The organism is Deltaproteobacteria bacterium (assembly GCA_011773515.1).
GTDB lineage: Bacteria > Desulfobacterota > Deferrimicrobia > J040 > J040 > WVXK01.
Genome location: WVXK01000023.1, coordinates 125,753 through 139,946, shown reverse-complemented (window position 1 = coordinate 139,946; position 14,194 = coordinate 125,753). Strand labels below are relative to the sequence as shown.

Annotated in this window: 15 protein-coding genes; 14 read left to right on the top strand and 1 reads right to left on the bottom strand. The window is 49.7% G+C overall.

All coding sequences use genetic code 11. The features are described from left to right. Window positions 1–77 precede the first annotated feature (77 nt). The 12 genes from GTN70_03295 to GTN70_03240 all read left to right on the top strand — a co-directional run bounded on the left by GTN70_03295 (window position 78) and on the right by GTN70_03240 (window position 11,443). Entirely contained in the window at window positions 78–383 is a 306-nt protein-coding gene (locus GTN70_03295) for a hypothetical protein (protein ID NIO16017.1), read from the top strand. Then, window positions 373–1,059, top strand: coding sequence for an ATP-binding cassette domain-containing protein (locus GTN70_03290; protein NIO16016.1), 687 nt, complete (start codon window positions 373–375; stop codon window positions 1,057–1,059). Before GTN70_03295 ends, GTN70_03290 begins: the two co-directional genes overlap by 11 nt. 1 nt (window position 1,060) lies before the next feature. Next, window positions 1,061–1,948, top strand: a complete 888-nt coding sequence (locus GTN70_03285) for a hypothetical protein (GenBank protein ID NIO16015.1) — start codon at window positions 1,061–1,063, stop codon at window positions 1,946–1,948. A gap of 44 nt (window positions 1,949–1,992) precedes the next feature. After that, window positions 1,993–3,129 carry a peptidoglycan DD-metalloendopeptidase family protein gene (locus tag GTN70_03280; protein ID NIO16014.1) on the top strand — a complete coding sequence of 379 codons (1,137 nt, stop codon included), beginning with the start codon at window positions 1,993–1,995 and terminating at the stop codon, window positions 3,127–3,129. 12 nt (window positions 3,130–3,141) lie between these two features. Beyond that, window positions 3,142–4,482 (top strand): PDZ domain-containing protein, encoded by a 1,341-nt coding sequence (locus tag GTN70_03275; GenBank protein ID NIO16013.1) that lies wholly within the window; start codon window positions 3,142–3,144, stop codon window positions 4,480–4,482. A gap of 27 nt (window positions 4,483–4,509) precedes the next feature. Then, entirely contained in the window at window positions 4,510–5,424 is a 915-nt protein-coding gene (locus tag GTN70_03270) for a hypothetical protein (protein NIO16012.1), read from the top strand. 5 nt (window positions 5,425–5,429) lie between these two features. Continuing rightward, on the top strand, window positions 5,430–6,698 hold the full coding sequence (gene xseA, locus GTN70_03265) for an exodeoxyribonuclease VII large subunit (protein ID NIO16011.1): 1,269 nt from the start codon (window positions 5,430–5,432) through the stop codon (window positions 6,696–6,698). Next, window positions 6,695–7,561: a peptidoglycan DD-metalloendopeptidase family protein gene (locus GTN70_03260; GenBank protein ID NIO16010.1), complete on the top strand. Its 867-nt coding sequence runs from the start codon at window positions 6,695–6,697 to the stop codon at window positions 7,559–7,561. The genes xseA and GTN70_03260 overlap by 4 nt, the downstream gene beginning before the upstream one ends. A 20-nt stretch (window positions 7,562–7,581) precedes the next feature. After that, the gene (gene xseB / locus GTN70_03255; protein ID NIO16009.1) at window positions 7,582–7,854 is read left to right on the top strand and encodes an exodeoxyribonuclease VII small subunit; all 273 of its coding nucleotides are present in this window, start codon (window positions 7,582–7,584) and stop codon (window positions 7,852–7,854) included. A gap of 29 nt (window positions 7,855–7,883) precedes the next feature. Continuing rightward, window positions 7,884–8,756: a hypothetical protein gene (locus tag GTN70_03250; protein NIO16008.1), complete on the top strand. Its 873-nt coding sequence runs from the start codon at window positions 7,884–7,886 to the stop codon at window positions 8,754–8,756. 7 nt (window positions 8,757–8,763) lie between these two features. Further along, window positions 8,764–10,695, top strand: a complete 1,932-nt coding sequence (gene dxs / locus GTN70_03245) for a 1-deoxy-D-xylulose-5-phosphate synthase (GenBank protein ID NIO16007.1) — start codon at window positions 8,764–8,766, stop codon at window positions 10,693–10,695. After that, entirely contained in the window at window positions 10,679–11,443 is a 765-nt protein-coding gene (locus GTN70_03240; protein ID NIO16006.1) for a TlyA family rRNA (cytidine-2'-O)-methyltransferase, read from the top strand. Before dxs ends, GTN70_03240 begins: the two co-directional genes overlap by 17 nt. On the opposite strand, the gene GTN70_03235 is transcribed toward GTN70_03240, so the two are convergent. Then, window positions 11,404–11,688: a DUF4911 domain-containing protein gene (locus tag GTN70_03235; GenBank protein NIO16005.1), complete on the bottom strand. Its 285-nt coding sequence runs from the start codon at window positions 11,686–11,688 to the stop codon at window positions 11,404–11,406. The two genes, GTN70_03240 and GTN70_03235, sit on opposite strands and share 40 nt — an antisense overlap. A gap of 179 nt (window positions 11,689–11,867) precedes the next feature. Between GTN70_03235 and GTN70_03230 the strand changes: the two genes are divergently transcribed. Together GTN70_03230 and dprA are read left to right on the top strand one after the other, a co-directional pair. Next, window positions 11,868–12,926, top strand: a complete 1,059-nt coding sequence (locus GTN70_03230) for a LysM peptidoglycan-binding domain-containing protein (protein NIO16004.1) — start codon at window positions 11,868–11,870, stop codon at window positions 12,924–12,926. A 71-nt stretch (window positions 12,927–12,997) separates the two neighbouring features. Continuing rightward, a complete protein-coding gene (gene dprA, locus GTN70_03225) occupies window positions 12,998–14,056 on the top strand; it encodes a DNA-protecting protein DprA (GenBank protein ID NIO16003.1) in 1,059 nt (352 codons plus the stop codon). The last annotated feature ends 138 nt before the right edge of the window (window positions 14,057–14,194 follow it).

The window sequence follows — 14,194 nt, the reverse complement described above, 5'->3', positions numbered from 1 at the left end:
CGGGGTTGCTAAAGGATTTTTCCATTTCAGCGATGAGATAGAGTGGGAATTCTTGTAAGAAGTGCGTGAGGGTTGCAATGTCCAAGGAAGAGGAGAAGATTCTCTCAGGTTTCAACCACAACTTGCATTACAAGGGGAAGACGTATCACATACAGACGGAAGATTGCGGGTTTTCAAACCCCTTCATTCTGAGTCACATATTTCTCGACGGCATGGTAATTGATACGGTGAGAGAATCATATTCAGATATTCTTTCCGAAGGCGAAGAGGTCCATAAAAAGGTTGAGGAAATGATGAAGAAGCAACACCTTATCGTGATAAGACGTCTTTTTTCCGGTTTTTACGATAGTGCTGAGGCAAACGGCAAGGAAAATGAGGATTGAGCTCGTAAACGCTGGTTTTTATCATAACGAGAAAGAAGTTTTCAGCAATCTCAATCTCTCCTTCAAAGGTGGTGACCTTGCTGTCATTACCGGGGATGAGTCCTCTGGAAAAAGTGCGCTTTTCGATCTTTTGCGCCTGAAGAAGAGACCCTTTTTCGGAAATGTTTTGATAGATGGCAAAGACCCTTTCGAGAATAATAAGATCCGCAAGATGTACAGGTCCTACCTCGGGATAGTTCCCGAACCAGGTACGTATTCCCTTGATATACCCTTGAAAAAGCTCATAAAAGCGAATAGAGAGGTGTCCCTGAGACTGAAAAGGGGTGAGTATTTGACGAGGATGGAGGAGGGGAGGAAATTTTTCCGCCTCTCCTTCGACGATGACGGGGTGCTGGGCCAGCTCTCCAGGTCGGAGAGGATACGCTTCCTGCTTTTGCTCGAAATGATAAGAGACCCGGCGGTTTTGCTTTTCGATTCGGTCTTATCCGAGGCCGGTGATACCTGGGGCGAAAAGATTTTCCTCTTTTCAAGGAAAATATGCGAAGATGGGAGGATAATCGTGATGTTGGAGAGGAAGTTGCCGCTCTACCTTGAAAAGAGGGCCACCAAGCTTATCGAAGAGTCGGGACAATTCAAGCTGCACACGTTTTACAGAAAAGAAGAGGTGACCATCTGAAATGGGAGGTTATCTTTTAGAGTGGCGGGTGCTGGGTGCTGCGAAGGCAAAAAATTTTTTCATCAAGCTCTTTATCACAACCTTTCTCGTTTTTTCCTTTCTCCTGCTCTATTTTCCCCGAGGCATCAATGGTTATCTTGCTCAAAACTGGAGGGTAACCCTTTTTTTGAATAATGGCGTGGAGGCCGAAAAGGGGAAGATGTTAGCGGAAAGACTGGGCCGACTGGAATTTATCAGTTCGGCCGATTATTTCTCCGAGGAGGAAGTGTGGAGTGAATTTTTATCAACCGTGGCAAATCCCGAAAACCTGAAAAAAGTTATCGGAAGCCCTATCCCTGGATATATCGAGGTAAAGTTCAAGATTGGAAACCTTGACGAGAAGAGCCTGAAGAGGCTCATCGTTATCGCAGAGGAAGAGAATCTGGTGAAAGATATCCTTTACGGGGGATCCAGCTTTTACAGGATGATGAGGATTAAAAGATACCTGAACGGGTCTCTATTTAGCGCCTTTTTCATTTTTCTCTCGATTATGGGCGTGTTTCTCTATTACCTCGATGCAGACCTTCGCCTTGTTGCGGCAAATGAGCTTGCTTTTGTGAAGGACCACGGGAAGGGAGCGGGGTACAGCGAGGCGGGAAAACTTGCGGGGAGTGCATGGGAGGGGCTCGTCACAGGATGCCTTTCCTTCGGTATCTGCGTCGCTGCTTTGAGTTTATTTTTCCTGAAGTTCCCCTCTATGCAGGCCTATCTTTCCTTTCCTTCTCCATCTGATTATCCTTCGTTCATAATTCCATTTTCAATCGTTGTGCTGATGACGCCTGCCCTCTATCTCCTGGTCTCCTATTTTTCACAGAGAAAAGTCATGAATATCGTTGCGGGAGAGCGGTAATTATATTCCAAAGGAAACATCTACGACGCGGGCCTTTCATTTTTATGCTCCTATTCTGCCTTTTCGTCGTTTTCCTCTGTCCTGGCGATTATGCCCATGGAAAATCAGAGAAAAAGAAACTCCAAAGAGAGAGATCCCGGCTTATTGAGCTCAAGAAAAAGTCAGAAAAGGCGAAAAAGGAGCTGGAAAGAGCAATCCGCAAGCAGAAGAGATTGAAAAAGAACGTGGGGAAGCTCGAAAAAGAGCTGAACGCAAAATTGAAGTTTCTGAAAAGGGTAGACAGGGAGTTGAAATATGTTGAAACCCTGTTGAACAGATACGATAAAAGAATATCCGAACTCAAAGGCAGGAGGGAAAATCTCATCGAAGCCGCAGTAAGCGCGACGGAGATCAGTTTCTATAAAGAGGCCGATTTTTCTCCCGGTTTGCTGTCATTCGTCCACAGGGAGAGGGACTGGTATGTGACGCGCCTACTCATTGAAGAACTCGACAGGGAGATGGAGGGTGTTTTCACACAGGAGGAGAAGTTTGAAACGAAAGTGGACAGTCTGGAGGACACCAGAAAGTACTGGGAAAAAAAGCATAAGGCGACGGAAAAAAAGAAGAAAAATATAGAGACCCAGCGAAAGAAGAAAAAGAGTCAGCTCGCAAAAGCTGAACGGGAAAAAGCGCGGATTGAGAAAAGATACCGGAAACTCAAGCGGGATATCGGTAGACTGCAGAAGACGGTATCATCGATTGAAAAAAGAGTCAGGAAAAAAAGGGAAAAGACGAAGTTTGCCAGGACTGTTCCCTCGGGGTACACTTTCCCTGCCCGGGGGACTGTAGTGACAAAATTTGGCAGGGTGAGAGATAAAGATTTCAACATATATATCGATAACAAGGGAATCGAGATCAAAGGAAAGCCAGGCGGGGGCGTCCGCGCCGTGCACGACGGCGTTGTTGTTTATCAGGGAGATCTCAGCGGTTTTGGCATTGTCACGGTAATAGAGCACAGGGGCGATATTTTTACGGTCTATGGAAAGGCCGCGTTGTATAATGTAAAGGTTGGTGATAAGGTTAAAAAAGGGCAGAAAATAGGAAGATTTAACAAAGGGAGCTCACCGGTTGTCTACTTTGAGTTGAGAATCGGGGGTAAGCCAGTTAACCCTCTAAAATATATAAAGATTCCCCGGGCCTGAAAGGAGAAACATATGAAGAAGAAGATGATCGTGCCACTCCTGATAATGCTGTTTTTATCAGGAATTCTCGTGGGAAAGTATGCGATCGGAGACCCTACGAAGGAAAACAGTTCGATATATGAAAAACTGAAGATCTTTTCCGATGCGATTGCCATCGTTCAGAACAACTACGTGGAAAGTGTCGACGCGCAGGAAGTCATATACGGCGCAATCAAGGGCATGCTTCAAACGCTCGATCCCCACAGCTCTTTCATGACCCCCGATATGTTCAAGGAAATGGAGGTAGAGACAAAAGGAACCTTTGGCGGTCTCGGGATCGAGATAGGAGTGAGAGATACGATGTTGACCATCATTTCCCCGATCGAAGACACGCCGGCTTTTCGTGCCGGTCTAGAGGCCGGTGACGTCATTGTAAAGATCGAGGATGAGTCAACAAAGGATATGACCATAATGGACGCAGTCAAGAGGCTACGCGGTGAGCCGGGCACAGACGTTACGATATGGGTTGCAAGGGAAGGGTGGACGGAGCCGAAGAGTTTCACCATTACCCGGGACATAATAAAAATCAAGAGCGTCAGGTGGAAGGTGCTCGAAAAGGGCTATGTATATATCAAGGTAAATCAATTCCAGGCGAGAACCAATTCCGATCTCGAAAAAGCGATAAAAGCCATATTGAAGGAGGAGAGCGAGATCAGGGGGCTGATTCTCGACCTGAGAAACAACCCCGGCGGTTTGCTCGATCAGGCGGTGAAGGTGGCTGATATGTTCCTCGAATCCGGGTTGATCGTATATACGGATGGAAGACGGGAGGACCAAAAGTTCAGATACACAGCCACCGACGTCGGAACGTACAAGGGTTTTCCCATGATTGTGCTGGTCAATGCCGGATCGGCAAGCGCATCAGAGATCGTCGCGGGAGCGCTTCAGGATCACGAGAGGGCTGTTATTCTCGGAAACCAGACATTCGGGAAGGGGTCAGTTCAGACCATAATTCCGCTGGAAGACGGATCTGCCGTTCGCATTACCACTGCCAGATATTTCACTCCCGGTGGAAGGTCGATACAGGCGAAGGGCATAACTCCGGATATCGTCGTCCAGGTTGGAAGCGCAGAACCCGACAAGCATCCGACGCCCTTTCGGGAAAAGGATCTCAAAAAGCACCTGGAAACTCCTGATGCGGAAAAAAAGGGTGACGAGCCGGTTGACGAGCCGGTTGATGAAAAACCCATTATAGAGGAAAAAATTGATAAAAGCTCTGTCAAGGATGGGGATGATGTTCAGCTGAACAGGGCACTTGAGCTTCTGAAGGGATGGGAGATATTTAAGGAAAAGTATCTGGAAAAAGCAGGCTAAATTAACCGTGGATATCTGTTTTACCCGATGAGCAGCAGAAAAAAAAGGAGCAAAAAGGGTCTTTTTCAGGAATGGAAAAAGGCCCTTGTTTTTATCGTTCTGCCATTTTGCCTTGGAATTGCAGGGGCTATTATCTATCTCTATCCGGGAGAATCTGCACGGGTAAAATCCCTTGAAAGGATACGGGTGCCAACGGAAGAAGAGGAGCGGGAACGGTTAGAGGGGCTCTTGGAGGAGGAGCTGGCGGAAAAGTTTTATGACCAGGATTTTTCCAGGGGGAAAATTTCCCTCGTACTGGATGATGTTGGCTATGAGAAAGAGAGGGCGATGAAGTTTATCAGCATGGGAGTTCCGGTTACCGTCGCTGTGTTGCCGGGGGGGCAGTTCTCACGTGAAATCGCCATACTCTCTGCACGGAAAGGGAACTCGGTCTTGCTTCACATGCCCATGCAGTCTGAGCAGAACCTGATTGATAAAACGGGCGATTTTCTCCTCCATGTCGACATGGGGGAGAAGGAGATTATCCAGAGACTCGATAGAGCGCTGACCTGGGTTCCAGGGGCCTCCGGTGTATCAAACCATATGGGCTCGCAGTTTACAAAGAATTCCGAGGGAATGCGATACGTTGCGGGTTATCTCCGCCGAAAAAAGCTGTTTTTTCTCGATAGCAAGACAACGACCCAGTCGGTTGCCCCATTCGTGTTCCGCGTAACGGGTGTCAAAGCTCTCAGGCGAGATATCTTCCTCGATAACGATGGTGATCCAAACAGGATAACGGAGCGATTCGAGGAGCTAAAGTCAGTTGCTTCAAAGAGCGGGATCGGCATCGGTATTATCCATCCCGGTCCCGCTGTGATCGATCTCATAGAGAACCTGGTGAAGGAAGCTCTTTTTGAAGGGTACAAGTTTGTAACCCTGTCGGATGTCGCTTCCGGGAGTTGAAATCAGTGGAACCTGGGACGAGAGAGTATCTCACCGTTTCCGAACTTACAGAGCAGATCAAAAGAGCCCTCGAGAGCGGGTTTCCCTCTGTCAGGGTCGGGGGGGAGATATCGAACTATTACCTTTCCCCGGCAGGACACAGTTACTTTACCCTGAAAGATGACGGTGCACAGATAAGGATCGTCCTGTTCAGGGGAAAGGAGAGAAGCGTTTCCGGAAAGGTCGAGGACGGAAAATTTGCCGTCGTCTCCGGCCAACTTGCCGTTTATGAAAAACGGGGTGAATATCAGATCGTTGCCACTGCAGTAGATGTTTCAGGGATCGGCGAGCTTCTCATCATGTTTCAAAAACTCAAGGAACGTCTCCAGAGAGAGGGTCTGTTCGACGAGGAGAGAAAGAAGAAACCACCCGTTTTCCCATCACGGGTGGGTATCGTGACATCGCTCCGGGGTGCAGCGGTTCGGGACATGGTGAGGATCATCCGCAACAGATTTGCCAATACGGAAATTGTTATTTCCCCTGCCATGGTTCAGGGTGACGGTGCTGCCCGGGAGATTTCAGAGGCGCTGCAGACAATTGACCGGGAAGGCAAAGTGGACGTGATAATTGTGGGCAGGGGAGGAGGCTCGATCGAGGACCTCTGGGCTTTCAACGAAGAACTCGTGGTGAGAACCATCGCCTCCCTTGATACCCCCGTGATCTCTGCAGTTGGCCACGAAACGGATTTTACCCTGACGGATTTCGTTGCCGATGTGCGCGCATCAACGCCCTCCAACGCTGCGGAAATTGCTGTCCCGGTAAGATTTGAGCAGCAGGAAAGGATCCACCACCTCATGGCCAGGATCCAGAGAAAAGTATCGGAAGAAATTTCGATCCTTCGTTCAAAACTTAACTACCTGAGAGGTGAAATCCGTGATCCAAGGATAACCCTGAGATCAAAGAGACTTCACCTGGCTGACCTTGAAGAGAAGCTTTCCGCTAAATCGCCCGGAAGATACCTGGACTCCCTGAGAATCAAAACGGGCGGATGCTTCATCGATATGGAAAGAAAAGTAAAGGAGAAAATAACGGGCATGAGGGCAAGACTCGAGAACATCAAGGGTAAAATCGTAACATTGGATCCGCGGGGGATTCTTGAAAGGGGATATTCGATTACCTTCGATTCCAACACGGGAAGCATAATCGCTGATTCCCGGGAAGTTGAAAAGGGCACAAGGATCGAGACACTCCTTTTCAGGGGCAGGATATTTTCACGGGTCGAAGGAAAGGAATGAAGAAAATAATCCCGATACTTCTCTCATCCCTGGGGTTTTTCGCAACGTTCACCCTCTGCTGTGCCGTTGGCGCTTACTGTGCTGATGTCGTTCTCCCGTTTAATCCGGAGCCGAAGCAGGGTGAGATTTTCCCGGTAACCGTGCTTGGCGACGAAGATCTCCTGGAAGCCCGGATTCAATACGGGAGACAGGAAATCTACCTTCAGTGCGACGGGAAAAGGGCCTCCGGCTGGTTCGGATTCGATCTTTCCACCCCGCCGGGGCAAAAAGACCTGACCTTCATACTGGTTAAAAAAAACGGTGCACGGAAGATAACCAGGAGCCTGAAGGTTGTATCCGGATCTTTCCCCACGCAAAATATCAGTGGAGTCCAGGACTCCTATGTTAACCCTGGGAAAAGGGAACTCGATAGGATAAAATCAGAAGCGGAAGCCCTGAAGGATATATGGCAGAGCTCTGCCCCGGATGTCTTTTGGGATGGCAACTTTGTTCTTCCCTTTGATGGATTCAGCGGAAGCGGGTTCGGAAGGAGAAGGATCATCAACGGGGAACCACGGAATCCTCACACGGGAGTCGATGCCGTCGCTTTGCCCGGCACTCCGGTTAAAACGATCAACAACGGTATTGTAAGGCTGACGAGAGACCTTTTTTTCTCCGGGATGTCGGTGATAATCGATCACGGGGGTGGAGTTTTTTCCATGTATTTTCACCTTCAGGACATAATTGTTGAAACAGGAAATTATGTGAGAAAGGGTCAGATCATCGGGCATGTGGGTGATACAGGAAGGGCAACGGGTCCGCACCTTCATCTGGGCGTGAGAATTGTAGACCAGAGGGTCAATCCCATGGATCTTTTTCGCTGACNNCAAGGAGGAAAGCTTTTATGGGTGCCGACAAAAAGAGCACTCTTTCATTTGAGGATGCGATGAAAAAGCTGGAGGGAATCGTAAGGAAACTCGAAGAAGGCAATGATTCCCTTGAAAAATCTCTTGATCTCTTCGAAGAGGGAGTCAAGCTTACCAGATACTGCAATGAAAAACTCGATGAAGCCGAGAAAAAACTGGAGGTGCTGATGAAAAGGGGCGAGAAGGTGGTCCGGGAAGATATTGATGAGGAGGAATTTTTCGAATCCGGAAGGGGTGAAGAGACTGAATGATAGCCGATAAGTTCGAGATCACGCAGTACATGAAGTCGATGAAGAGCGCCGTCGATTTTGCCCTCGTCGACATGATTCAGCCCATCAGGGAGCACGTTCCGAAAAGCCTCTACGAGGCGATGGTCTACTCCCTGAGCGCCGGCGGCAAGAGGCTCAGGCCGATACTTCTCATTTCCTCGTTCTCGATTGTTGATGAAGCGTGGAAGAAAGCCCTGCCGTATGCCGTTGCCGTCGAATATATACACACCTACTCTCTTATCCACGATGACCTCCCGGCAATGGACGATGACGATTTCAGAAGGGGTATGCCCACCAGTCACAAGGTTTTTGGCGAGGCCATGGCGATCCTTGTTGGTGACGCCCTCTTGACGGAAGCGTTCAGAGTATTCCTCGAAAGAAGAGATGACGGCATATCGAGTGACAAAAAAATCCAGGCATGCCACGAACTGGCAAAGGCGGCGGGGGCGTCGGGAATGGTCGGTGGGCAGGTTCTGGACATCGAGTTTACCGCAAAAGATGCCGATGAAGAAGACGTGAAAGAGATTCACCGGAAAAAGACGGCGGCGCTTATCAGGGCATCAATCCTTTGCGGCGGCATACTCTCGGGGGCGGATGAAATCCAGCTTGCTGCCTTCTCGACCTTTGGCTCCAAACTTGGATTAGCATTTCAAATAGTTGATGATATACTTGATGTCGAGTCGAGTTTTTCCGAGATGGGCAAGAAAACGGGAAAGGATGCAGCCGTAGGCAAGGCAACCTATCCCTCCGTGGCGGGGTTTGAGAAAGCCGAAGCCGTGGCGAAGAGGCTTGTCCGTGAGGCAAAAGATTCGGTGATGGTGCTGGGGCAAAAGTCAACATTCCTTGGTGAGATAGCCGAACTCTGCCTGAGCAGGAGAAATTGAAATCCCAATGGGTTTGCTGGAACACATAAACACCCCCGAAGATCTGAAGCAGATTCCCAGGGAAAGGCTTACCGAAGTTGCTCAGGAGATTCGGGACCTCATAATCAAAACGGTTTCGGAAACGGGCGGTCATCTCGCTTCCAGCCTCGGTGTCGTAGAACTGACCCTTGCGCTCCACTATGTTCTCGATTCTCCTGGGGACAAGATAATATGGGACGTCGGCCACCAGGCATACGCCCACAAGCTGTTGACGGGGAGGAGAGACGTTTTCGGAACTCTTCGCAAGTTCGGGGGTATTTCCGGATTTCCCAGGATATCGGAGAGCGAGCACGATGCCTTCGGAACCGGCCACAGCTCCACGTCAATTTCCTCGGCACTCGGAATGGCTGCTGCAAGAGATCTAAACGGAGAAAATTACCGGGTTGTTGCCGTCATCGGGGATGGATCCGTCTCTTCCGGGTTGGCTCTGGAGGGTCTGAACCAGGCGGGGCATATTAAAAAAGATTTCATTGTTATCTTGAACGACAACGAATGGTCGATATCCCAGAACGTGGGTGCTCTATCCTCATATCTGAACCGTATCATGACGGGGAGGCTCTATACGGGTTTCAGAAAAAGGCTGGAACGCTTTCTGAAATCCATACCCTTTACGGGTGATATGCTCGCCAAAGCGGGGCGAAGAATCGAGGAGTTGGCAAAAGGGCTCATTGTTCCGGGTATACTCTTTGAGGAACTCGGCTTCACGTATATCGGGCCGTTACCGGGACACAGCATAGATGACCTGATCGTTACCCTTCAAAACGCAAAGAACTTCAACGGTCCCGTTCTCATTCATGTGATCACGAAAAAAGGGATGGGATACAACTTTGCCGAGCAAAACCCGGAGAGATTTCACGGCGTGAGCCCCTTCGTTATCGAAAGCGGGGAGACACGCAAAAGGCAGAGGAGAAGGTCCTATACGTCAGTATTTGCCGAAGAGATTGTTAAACTCGGTGAGACGAACCGGGATATTGTGGCGATTACCGCCGCGATGCCCGGCGGGACCGGTCTGGAAAAATTCGGAGAACGTTTCCCCGATCGGTTTTTCGACGTTGGTATTTCCGAATCCCACGGAATTACATTTGCCGCTGGGCTCTCCACGAGGGGAAAAATTCCCGTCGCGGCGATTTACTCGACATTCCTGCAAAGGGCTTATGACCAGATCGTACACGATGTGTGCCTCCAGAATCTCCACGTGGTTTTCATCCTGGACCGCGGGGGAATCGTCGGGGATGATGGCGCCACCCATCAGGGAATTTTTGACCTCTCCTATCTCAGGCACATACCGAATATGACCGTTATGGCCCCCTCGGATGAGGTTGAGCTCCGCGGGATGCTTCGTTTTGCCCTTGAGTTAGGCTCCCCGGTGGCAATCAGATACCCGAGGGGAGAGATTTTGAGAGTCCCTGATTCGGTGAGAATCCCTGAAATAGCGCACGGCAAGAGCAGGACTCTGGCCGGGGGAAAGGATCTGACGATCGTCGCAATCGGCTCGTCGGTCTACCCGGCTCTGGATGCGGCATCGATGTTGGAAAGGCATGGTATCCGCGCCGATGTGATCGACGCGCGGTTTGCAAAACCCATCGATGTTGAAGGTATTGAGTCATCCGTGAGAAAAACGGGGAAAGTGGTGACGGTGGAGGAAAATGTTCTGGCAGGAGGATTTGGCAGCGGGGTGATAGAGCTCCTTGCAGACAGGGGTCATACGGGCCTGAAATTTGTTCGCATCGGGATAGACGACAGGTTCGTGGAACACGGGAGCCAGGAGCAACTTCGGGCGATGCTCGGGATAGACTCCACGGGGATATACGAAAAAAGCATGGCCCTTTTCAAGGACCAGGAGGCGGTCCGCAGCTCCACCACTCATTCAATCAAGGCAGAAATTGGAAAAATTCTCTGAGGGGAAAAACCCGAAATCGAGGCTTGACGCGGAGCTGGTAAGGAGGGGACATACATCGTCCCGCTCTCTTGCCCGGAGCCTGATCATGGCGGGGCGGGTTTTCATTGATGGTCGCCTGGTCGACAAAGCCGGATTTATGGTTCGCCCGGAAAATGTGATTGAAATTGTAGGCCCGTCAAACCCTTACGTTTCCCGGGGTGGTTTGAAACTGGAAGGGGCCATTTTAGACCTTGGGATCGATGTAAAAGATCTTTTCTGCATCGATGTGGGAGCATCGACGGGAGGGTTTACCGATTGCCTTTTGCAGCATGGAGCCGCGAAGGTCTACGCGGTCGATGTGGGCAAGCGCCTGCTGGATAACTCATTGCGAAAAGACCCACGCGTGGTGGTTATTGAGGGCTGTAACGTCAGGCATGTCCGTCCTGGATTCATCCCTGAGAAGGTAGACCTGATCACTATTGACGTGTCATTTATCTCTCTGTGCCTCGTAATTCCGCCGGTTATACCATCTTTGAAAAGGGATGGTCGTCTTCTCGTTCTCGTAAAACCCCAGTTTGAACTGTCCCGGCATGAAGTCGGTAAAAAGGGAGTCGTCCGAGATGAGGCAAAGAGGTTGAGAGCCCTGGATAAAATTAAAAGCTTCGTATCGGGATCCGGTTTCGTCGTTGACGGGTGGGTCGAGAGCAGGGTAAAGGGGCCCAAGGGGAATCAGGAGTACTTCTTGCTGGCATCCTTGTCCGGGCCCTGAATGCAATCCGCTATCGATTCATAGCCATCGGGCCGCTCGATCAGTTCCAAAAAAACAGATTCTTTCAGGGCTCTTATGATCGCGTGGAAATCTTCATCGAAATCCCGCGAGATTACAAACTCTATGTAACCGCGAACAGAGTCGAGGGTCCTCACGTTTCCGATGTTGTCGTAGCCCTCGAAAATAAAACGGATGTAGGCGATGTCCTTTTTTTTAACTTTTGCGTAATAGACGTGGTCGTTCATACCATTTACACACCCCCCTTAATTTTTTTCTCTTACCTGACGATAGTATAATTGAGTCATCCCGGTGAAACAGGTTGACTTTTCGTAACTTTAATCGTAGTTTTTTTATAATATAGGTTAATTGAAGCATAATTAATATAAATTTTAGGCAGGGAAACTTAAAAAGAGAGAGGAAAGTGATGAGAAAAATCGTCGTTCTTTCTATTATTATCATTGCCGTCTTTGCAATCCCGTGGTCGGTCAAATCTCAAAATATCTCTTCTCCGGAGCAAGGCACGATCCATAACGTGACGACGGGGGATACGCTGTGGGACTTGTCGGCCACATATTACGGCGAACCCTGGAGATGGCCGGAGATTTGGGAACTGAACCGGTATCTCACCAACCCGAACTACATCTATCCGGGCCTGGAGATCGTGATTGCGCCCCCACCGCCATTGAGGGAGGATTTCGAGTATGTCCTGGAAGAAGAGGCTCTCTCCGAGGGCGAAATGGCTTCACGCGAACCTGGTGCAAAAGAGCCGAGCGTGGAAGAGATCATGAAAAAGTTGAAGCTGAGCAAGAAAGAAGTTCTCGCCAGCGGGGAACTGGTCAGGGGCAAGCCGCCAAAGATCGGGCATATCGCTGAAACGACCGATCAAAAATTGATATTTGCACCCGGTGAGCGACTGTATCTCGATCTGGAGAAGGATCTTCCCGTCGGGACGGAACTCGGCATTTTCAGAGTTGAAGGGCCGGTGAAGGTCAGGGGTGTCAGGGGAAAATCATACAAGAAAAAATATATCGGCACGGTGAGGATCGAGGAGAAGTCCGGTGCCAGGATTATCGGTTCGATTACCGAACTGATTGAAGAAGCGTTCCGCATCGATTACCTTTCCGAGGATATCCCCAAAATTCCCGAATTGGTCGTGCGATACCTGGACGATAAACTCGAAGGTGGCGTGGTAGTCGGGTCCGGAGATAACTATGAGTTTGCTGAAGGAGATACGATCTATATAAAAGGAGGGGAAGACAAGGGTTTTGCGATAGGGGACGTGGTGAGCATTTACGTTCCATTATCAGTCCTGCAGGAGTTGACCGCCACTCCGGTTCGCGCAGAATTGACCGATGAGGGGAATCTGGTCAAAGTTGGAAAGGCAGTCGTTATCAGAACCAACAAGGATTTTTCGACGATCTTCATCTTGGATTCTCGCATCTCCTTCAACGCCTCTGCTCTCGTGGTGAGGGGAAGCCTATAGCGTATCGGAAAAATGAGCCCTTCCATTCATTTCGGTACGGATATTGAACGTGGTGAGGGAAGGGGTGTAACATGGAGAACGAAAGACTCCTTTTCATATATTTATCGTCGCATGTCCATATATCGTCAGAAGATGCTCTCGCGTTCATAAAGGGCGATTCTTCATCCGGCAAATCTCGTCTGGGCGCCCGGCGGGTCTGTGAGGTTCTCAGCAGGGGCACGTTCCCGGGGGAAGCCGGCAAGATCGTTGAATATTGTGACGGGAATGATATCTCCATAATCGCGTACCCGGATACCTCCTACCCCGATAAATTGAAACATACAGGATATGCCCCGCCCGCGTTGTATGTAAGGGGAGATAGTTCGATTGTTGAAAGATTCGCGGGAGCAGTCGTGGGCTCGAGGAAGCCAACCCAGGCGGGCCTCAGGTTCTGCAGGAAGCTGGCCGAAGAGATGGCATTGAATGACATTCCCGTCATAAGCGGATTTGCAAGAGGAATCGATACCTGTGCTCACCGGTGGGCCCTTGAGGGAAACGGGAAAACGGTAGCCGTTTTCGGCTCCGGGGTGGACGTTATTTACCCGGGGGAAAATGAAGAGCTCTACCACGAGGTTATCGAATCGGGCTGCGTGCTCTCCCGGTTCCCTCCGGGCACGCAACCGTTTGGTTGGAATTTTCCCATCCGGAACAGCATCATTGCTGCACTATCTGATTTTGTGTGCGTCGTAGAGGCGGCGCAAAAGAGTGGTTCCCTCATCACAGCCAGGTATGGCGCTGAATACGGAAAAGAGGTTTTTTCGGTTCCGGGAAATCCCCTTTTTCCCCAATCTGAGGGGGCCAACCGGCTGATAAAAAACGGTGCCCATCCATTGACAGGCATTGCAGACATTCTGGAAGCCTTTGGCCTTTCAGCGACAAAGCCGAAAAAAAAACGGAAAAGAAGAAACGATCCCGACATGACGGAAATCGAAACGAGGGTGCTGGAGATACTGACAGACGGAATGTCTCTTGATGATGTTGCCTCTGTAATGACCGAAGGCATTAAGGATGTTTCTGCAGCACTGGTCATGCTGGAGGTGAAAAAACTTGTTGAAAGGGGTCCGGACGGCTATTACTTTAGGCTTGCCTGATACATTTCCGATCGGTCAGGAGATAAGAACTTTGCCGGGCAGCGGGCTATAATAGAGACCCGGGCATGTGCTCCATCAGTTGCCATTGTAAAGGGTTTGGTTATAATAAGTGGGATTTCGCCGGATCAAAATGAGGAG

Excerpts from the sequence above, each read along its gene's own strand:
- GTN70_03260 (NIO16010.1), top strand. The coding sequence starts at position 6,695 with ATGAAGAAAATAATCCCGATACTTCTCTCATCCCTGGGGTTTTTCGCA.
- GTN70_03275 (NIO16013.1), top strand. The coding sequence starts at position 3,142 with ATGAAGAAGAAGATGATCGTGCCACTCCTGATAATGCTGTTTTTATCA.
- xseB (NIO16009.1), top strand. The coding sequence starts at position 7,582 with ATGGGTGCCGACAAAAAGAGCACTCTTTCATTTGAGGATGCGATGAAA.
- GTN70_03250 (NIO16008.1), top strand. The coding sequence starts at position 7,884 with ATGAAGTCGATGAAGAGCGCCGTCGATTTTGCCCTCGTCGACATGATT.
- GTN70_03280 (NIO16014.1), top strand. The coding sequence starts at position 1,993 with ATGCTCCTATTCTGCCTTTTCGTCGTTTTCCTCTGTCCTGGCGATTAT.
- GTN70_03290 (NIO16016.1), top strand. The coding sequence starts at position 373 with ATGAGGATTGAGCTCGTAAACGCTGGTTTTTATCATAACGAGAAAGAA.
- GTN70_03230 (NIO16004.1), top strand. The coding sequence starts at position 11,868 with ATGAGAAAAATCGTCGTTCTTTCTATTATTATCATTGCCGTCTTTGCA.
- GTN70_03295 (NIO16017.1), top strand. The coding sequence starts at position 78 with ATGTCCAAGGAAGAGGAGAAGATTCTCTCAGGTTTCAACCACAACTTG.
- GTN70_03235 (NIO16005.1), bottom strand. The coding sequence starts at position 11,688 with ATGAACGACCACGTCTATTACGCAAAAGTTAAAAAAAAGGACATCGCC.
- dxs (NIO16007.1), top strand. The coding sequence starts at position 8,764 with ATGGGTTTGCTGGAACACATAAACACCCCCGAAGATCTGAAGCAGATT.
- GTN70_03285 (NIO16015.1), top strand. The coding sequence starts at position 1,061 with ATGGGAGGTTATCTTTTAGAGTGGCGGGTGCTGGGTGCTGCGAAGGCA.
- dprA (NIO16003.1), top strand. The coding sequence starts at position 12,998 with ATGGAGAACGAAAGACTCCTTTTCATATATTTATCGTCGCATGTCCAT.
- GTN70_03270 (NIO16012.1), top strand. The coding sequence starts at position 4,510 with ATGAGCAGCAGAAAAAAAAGGAGCAAAAAGGGTCTTTTTCAGGAATGG.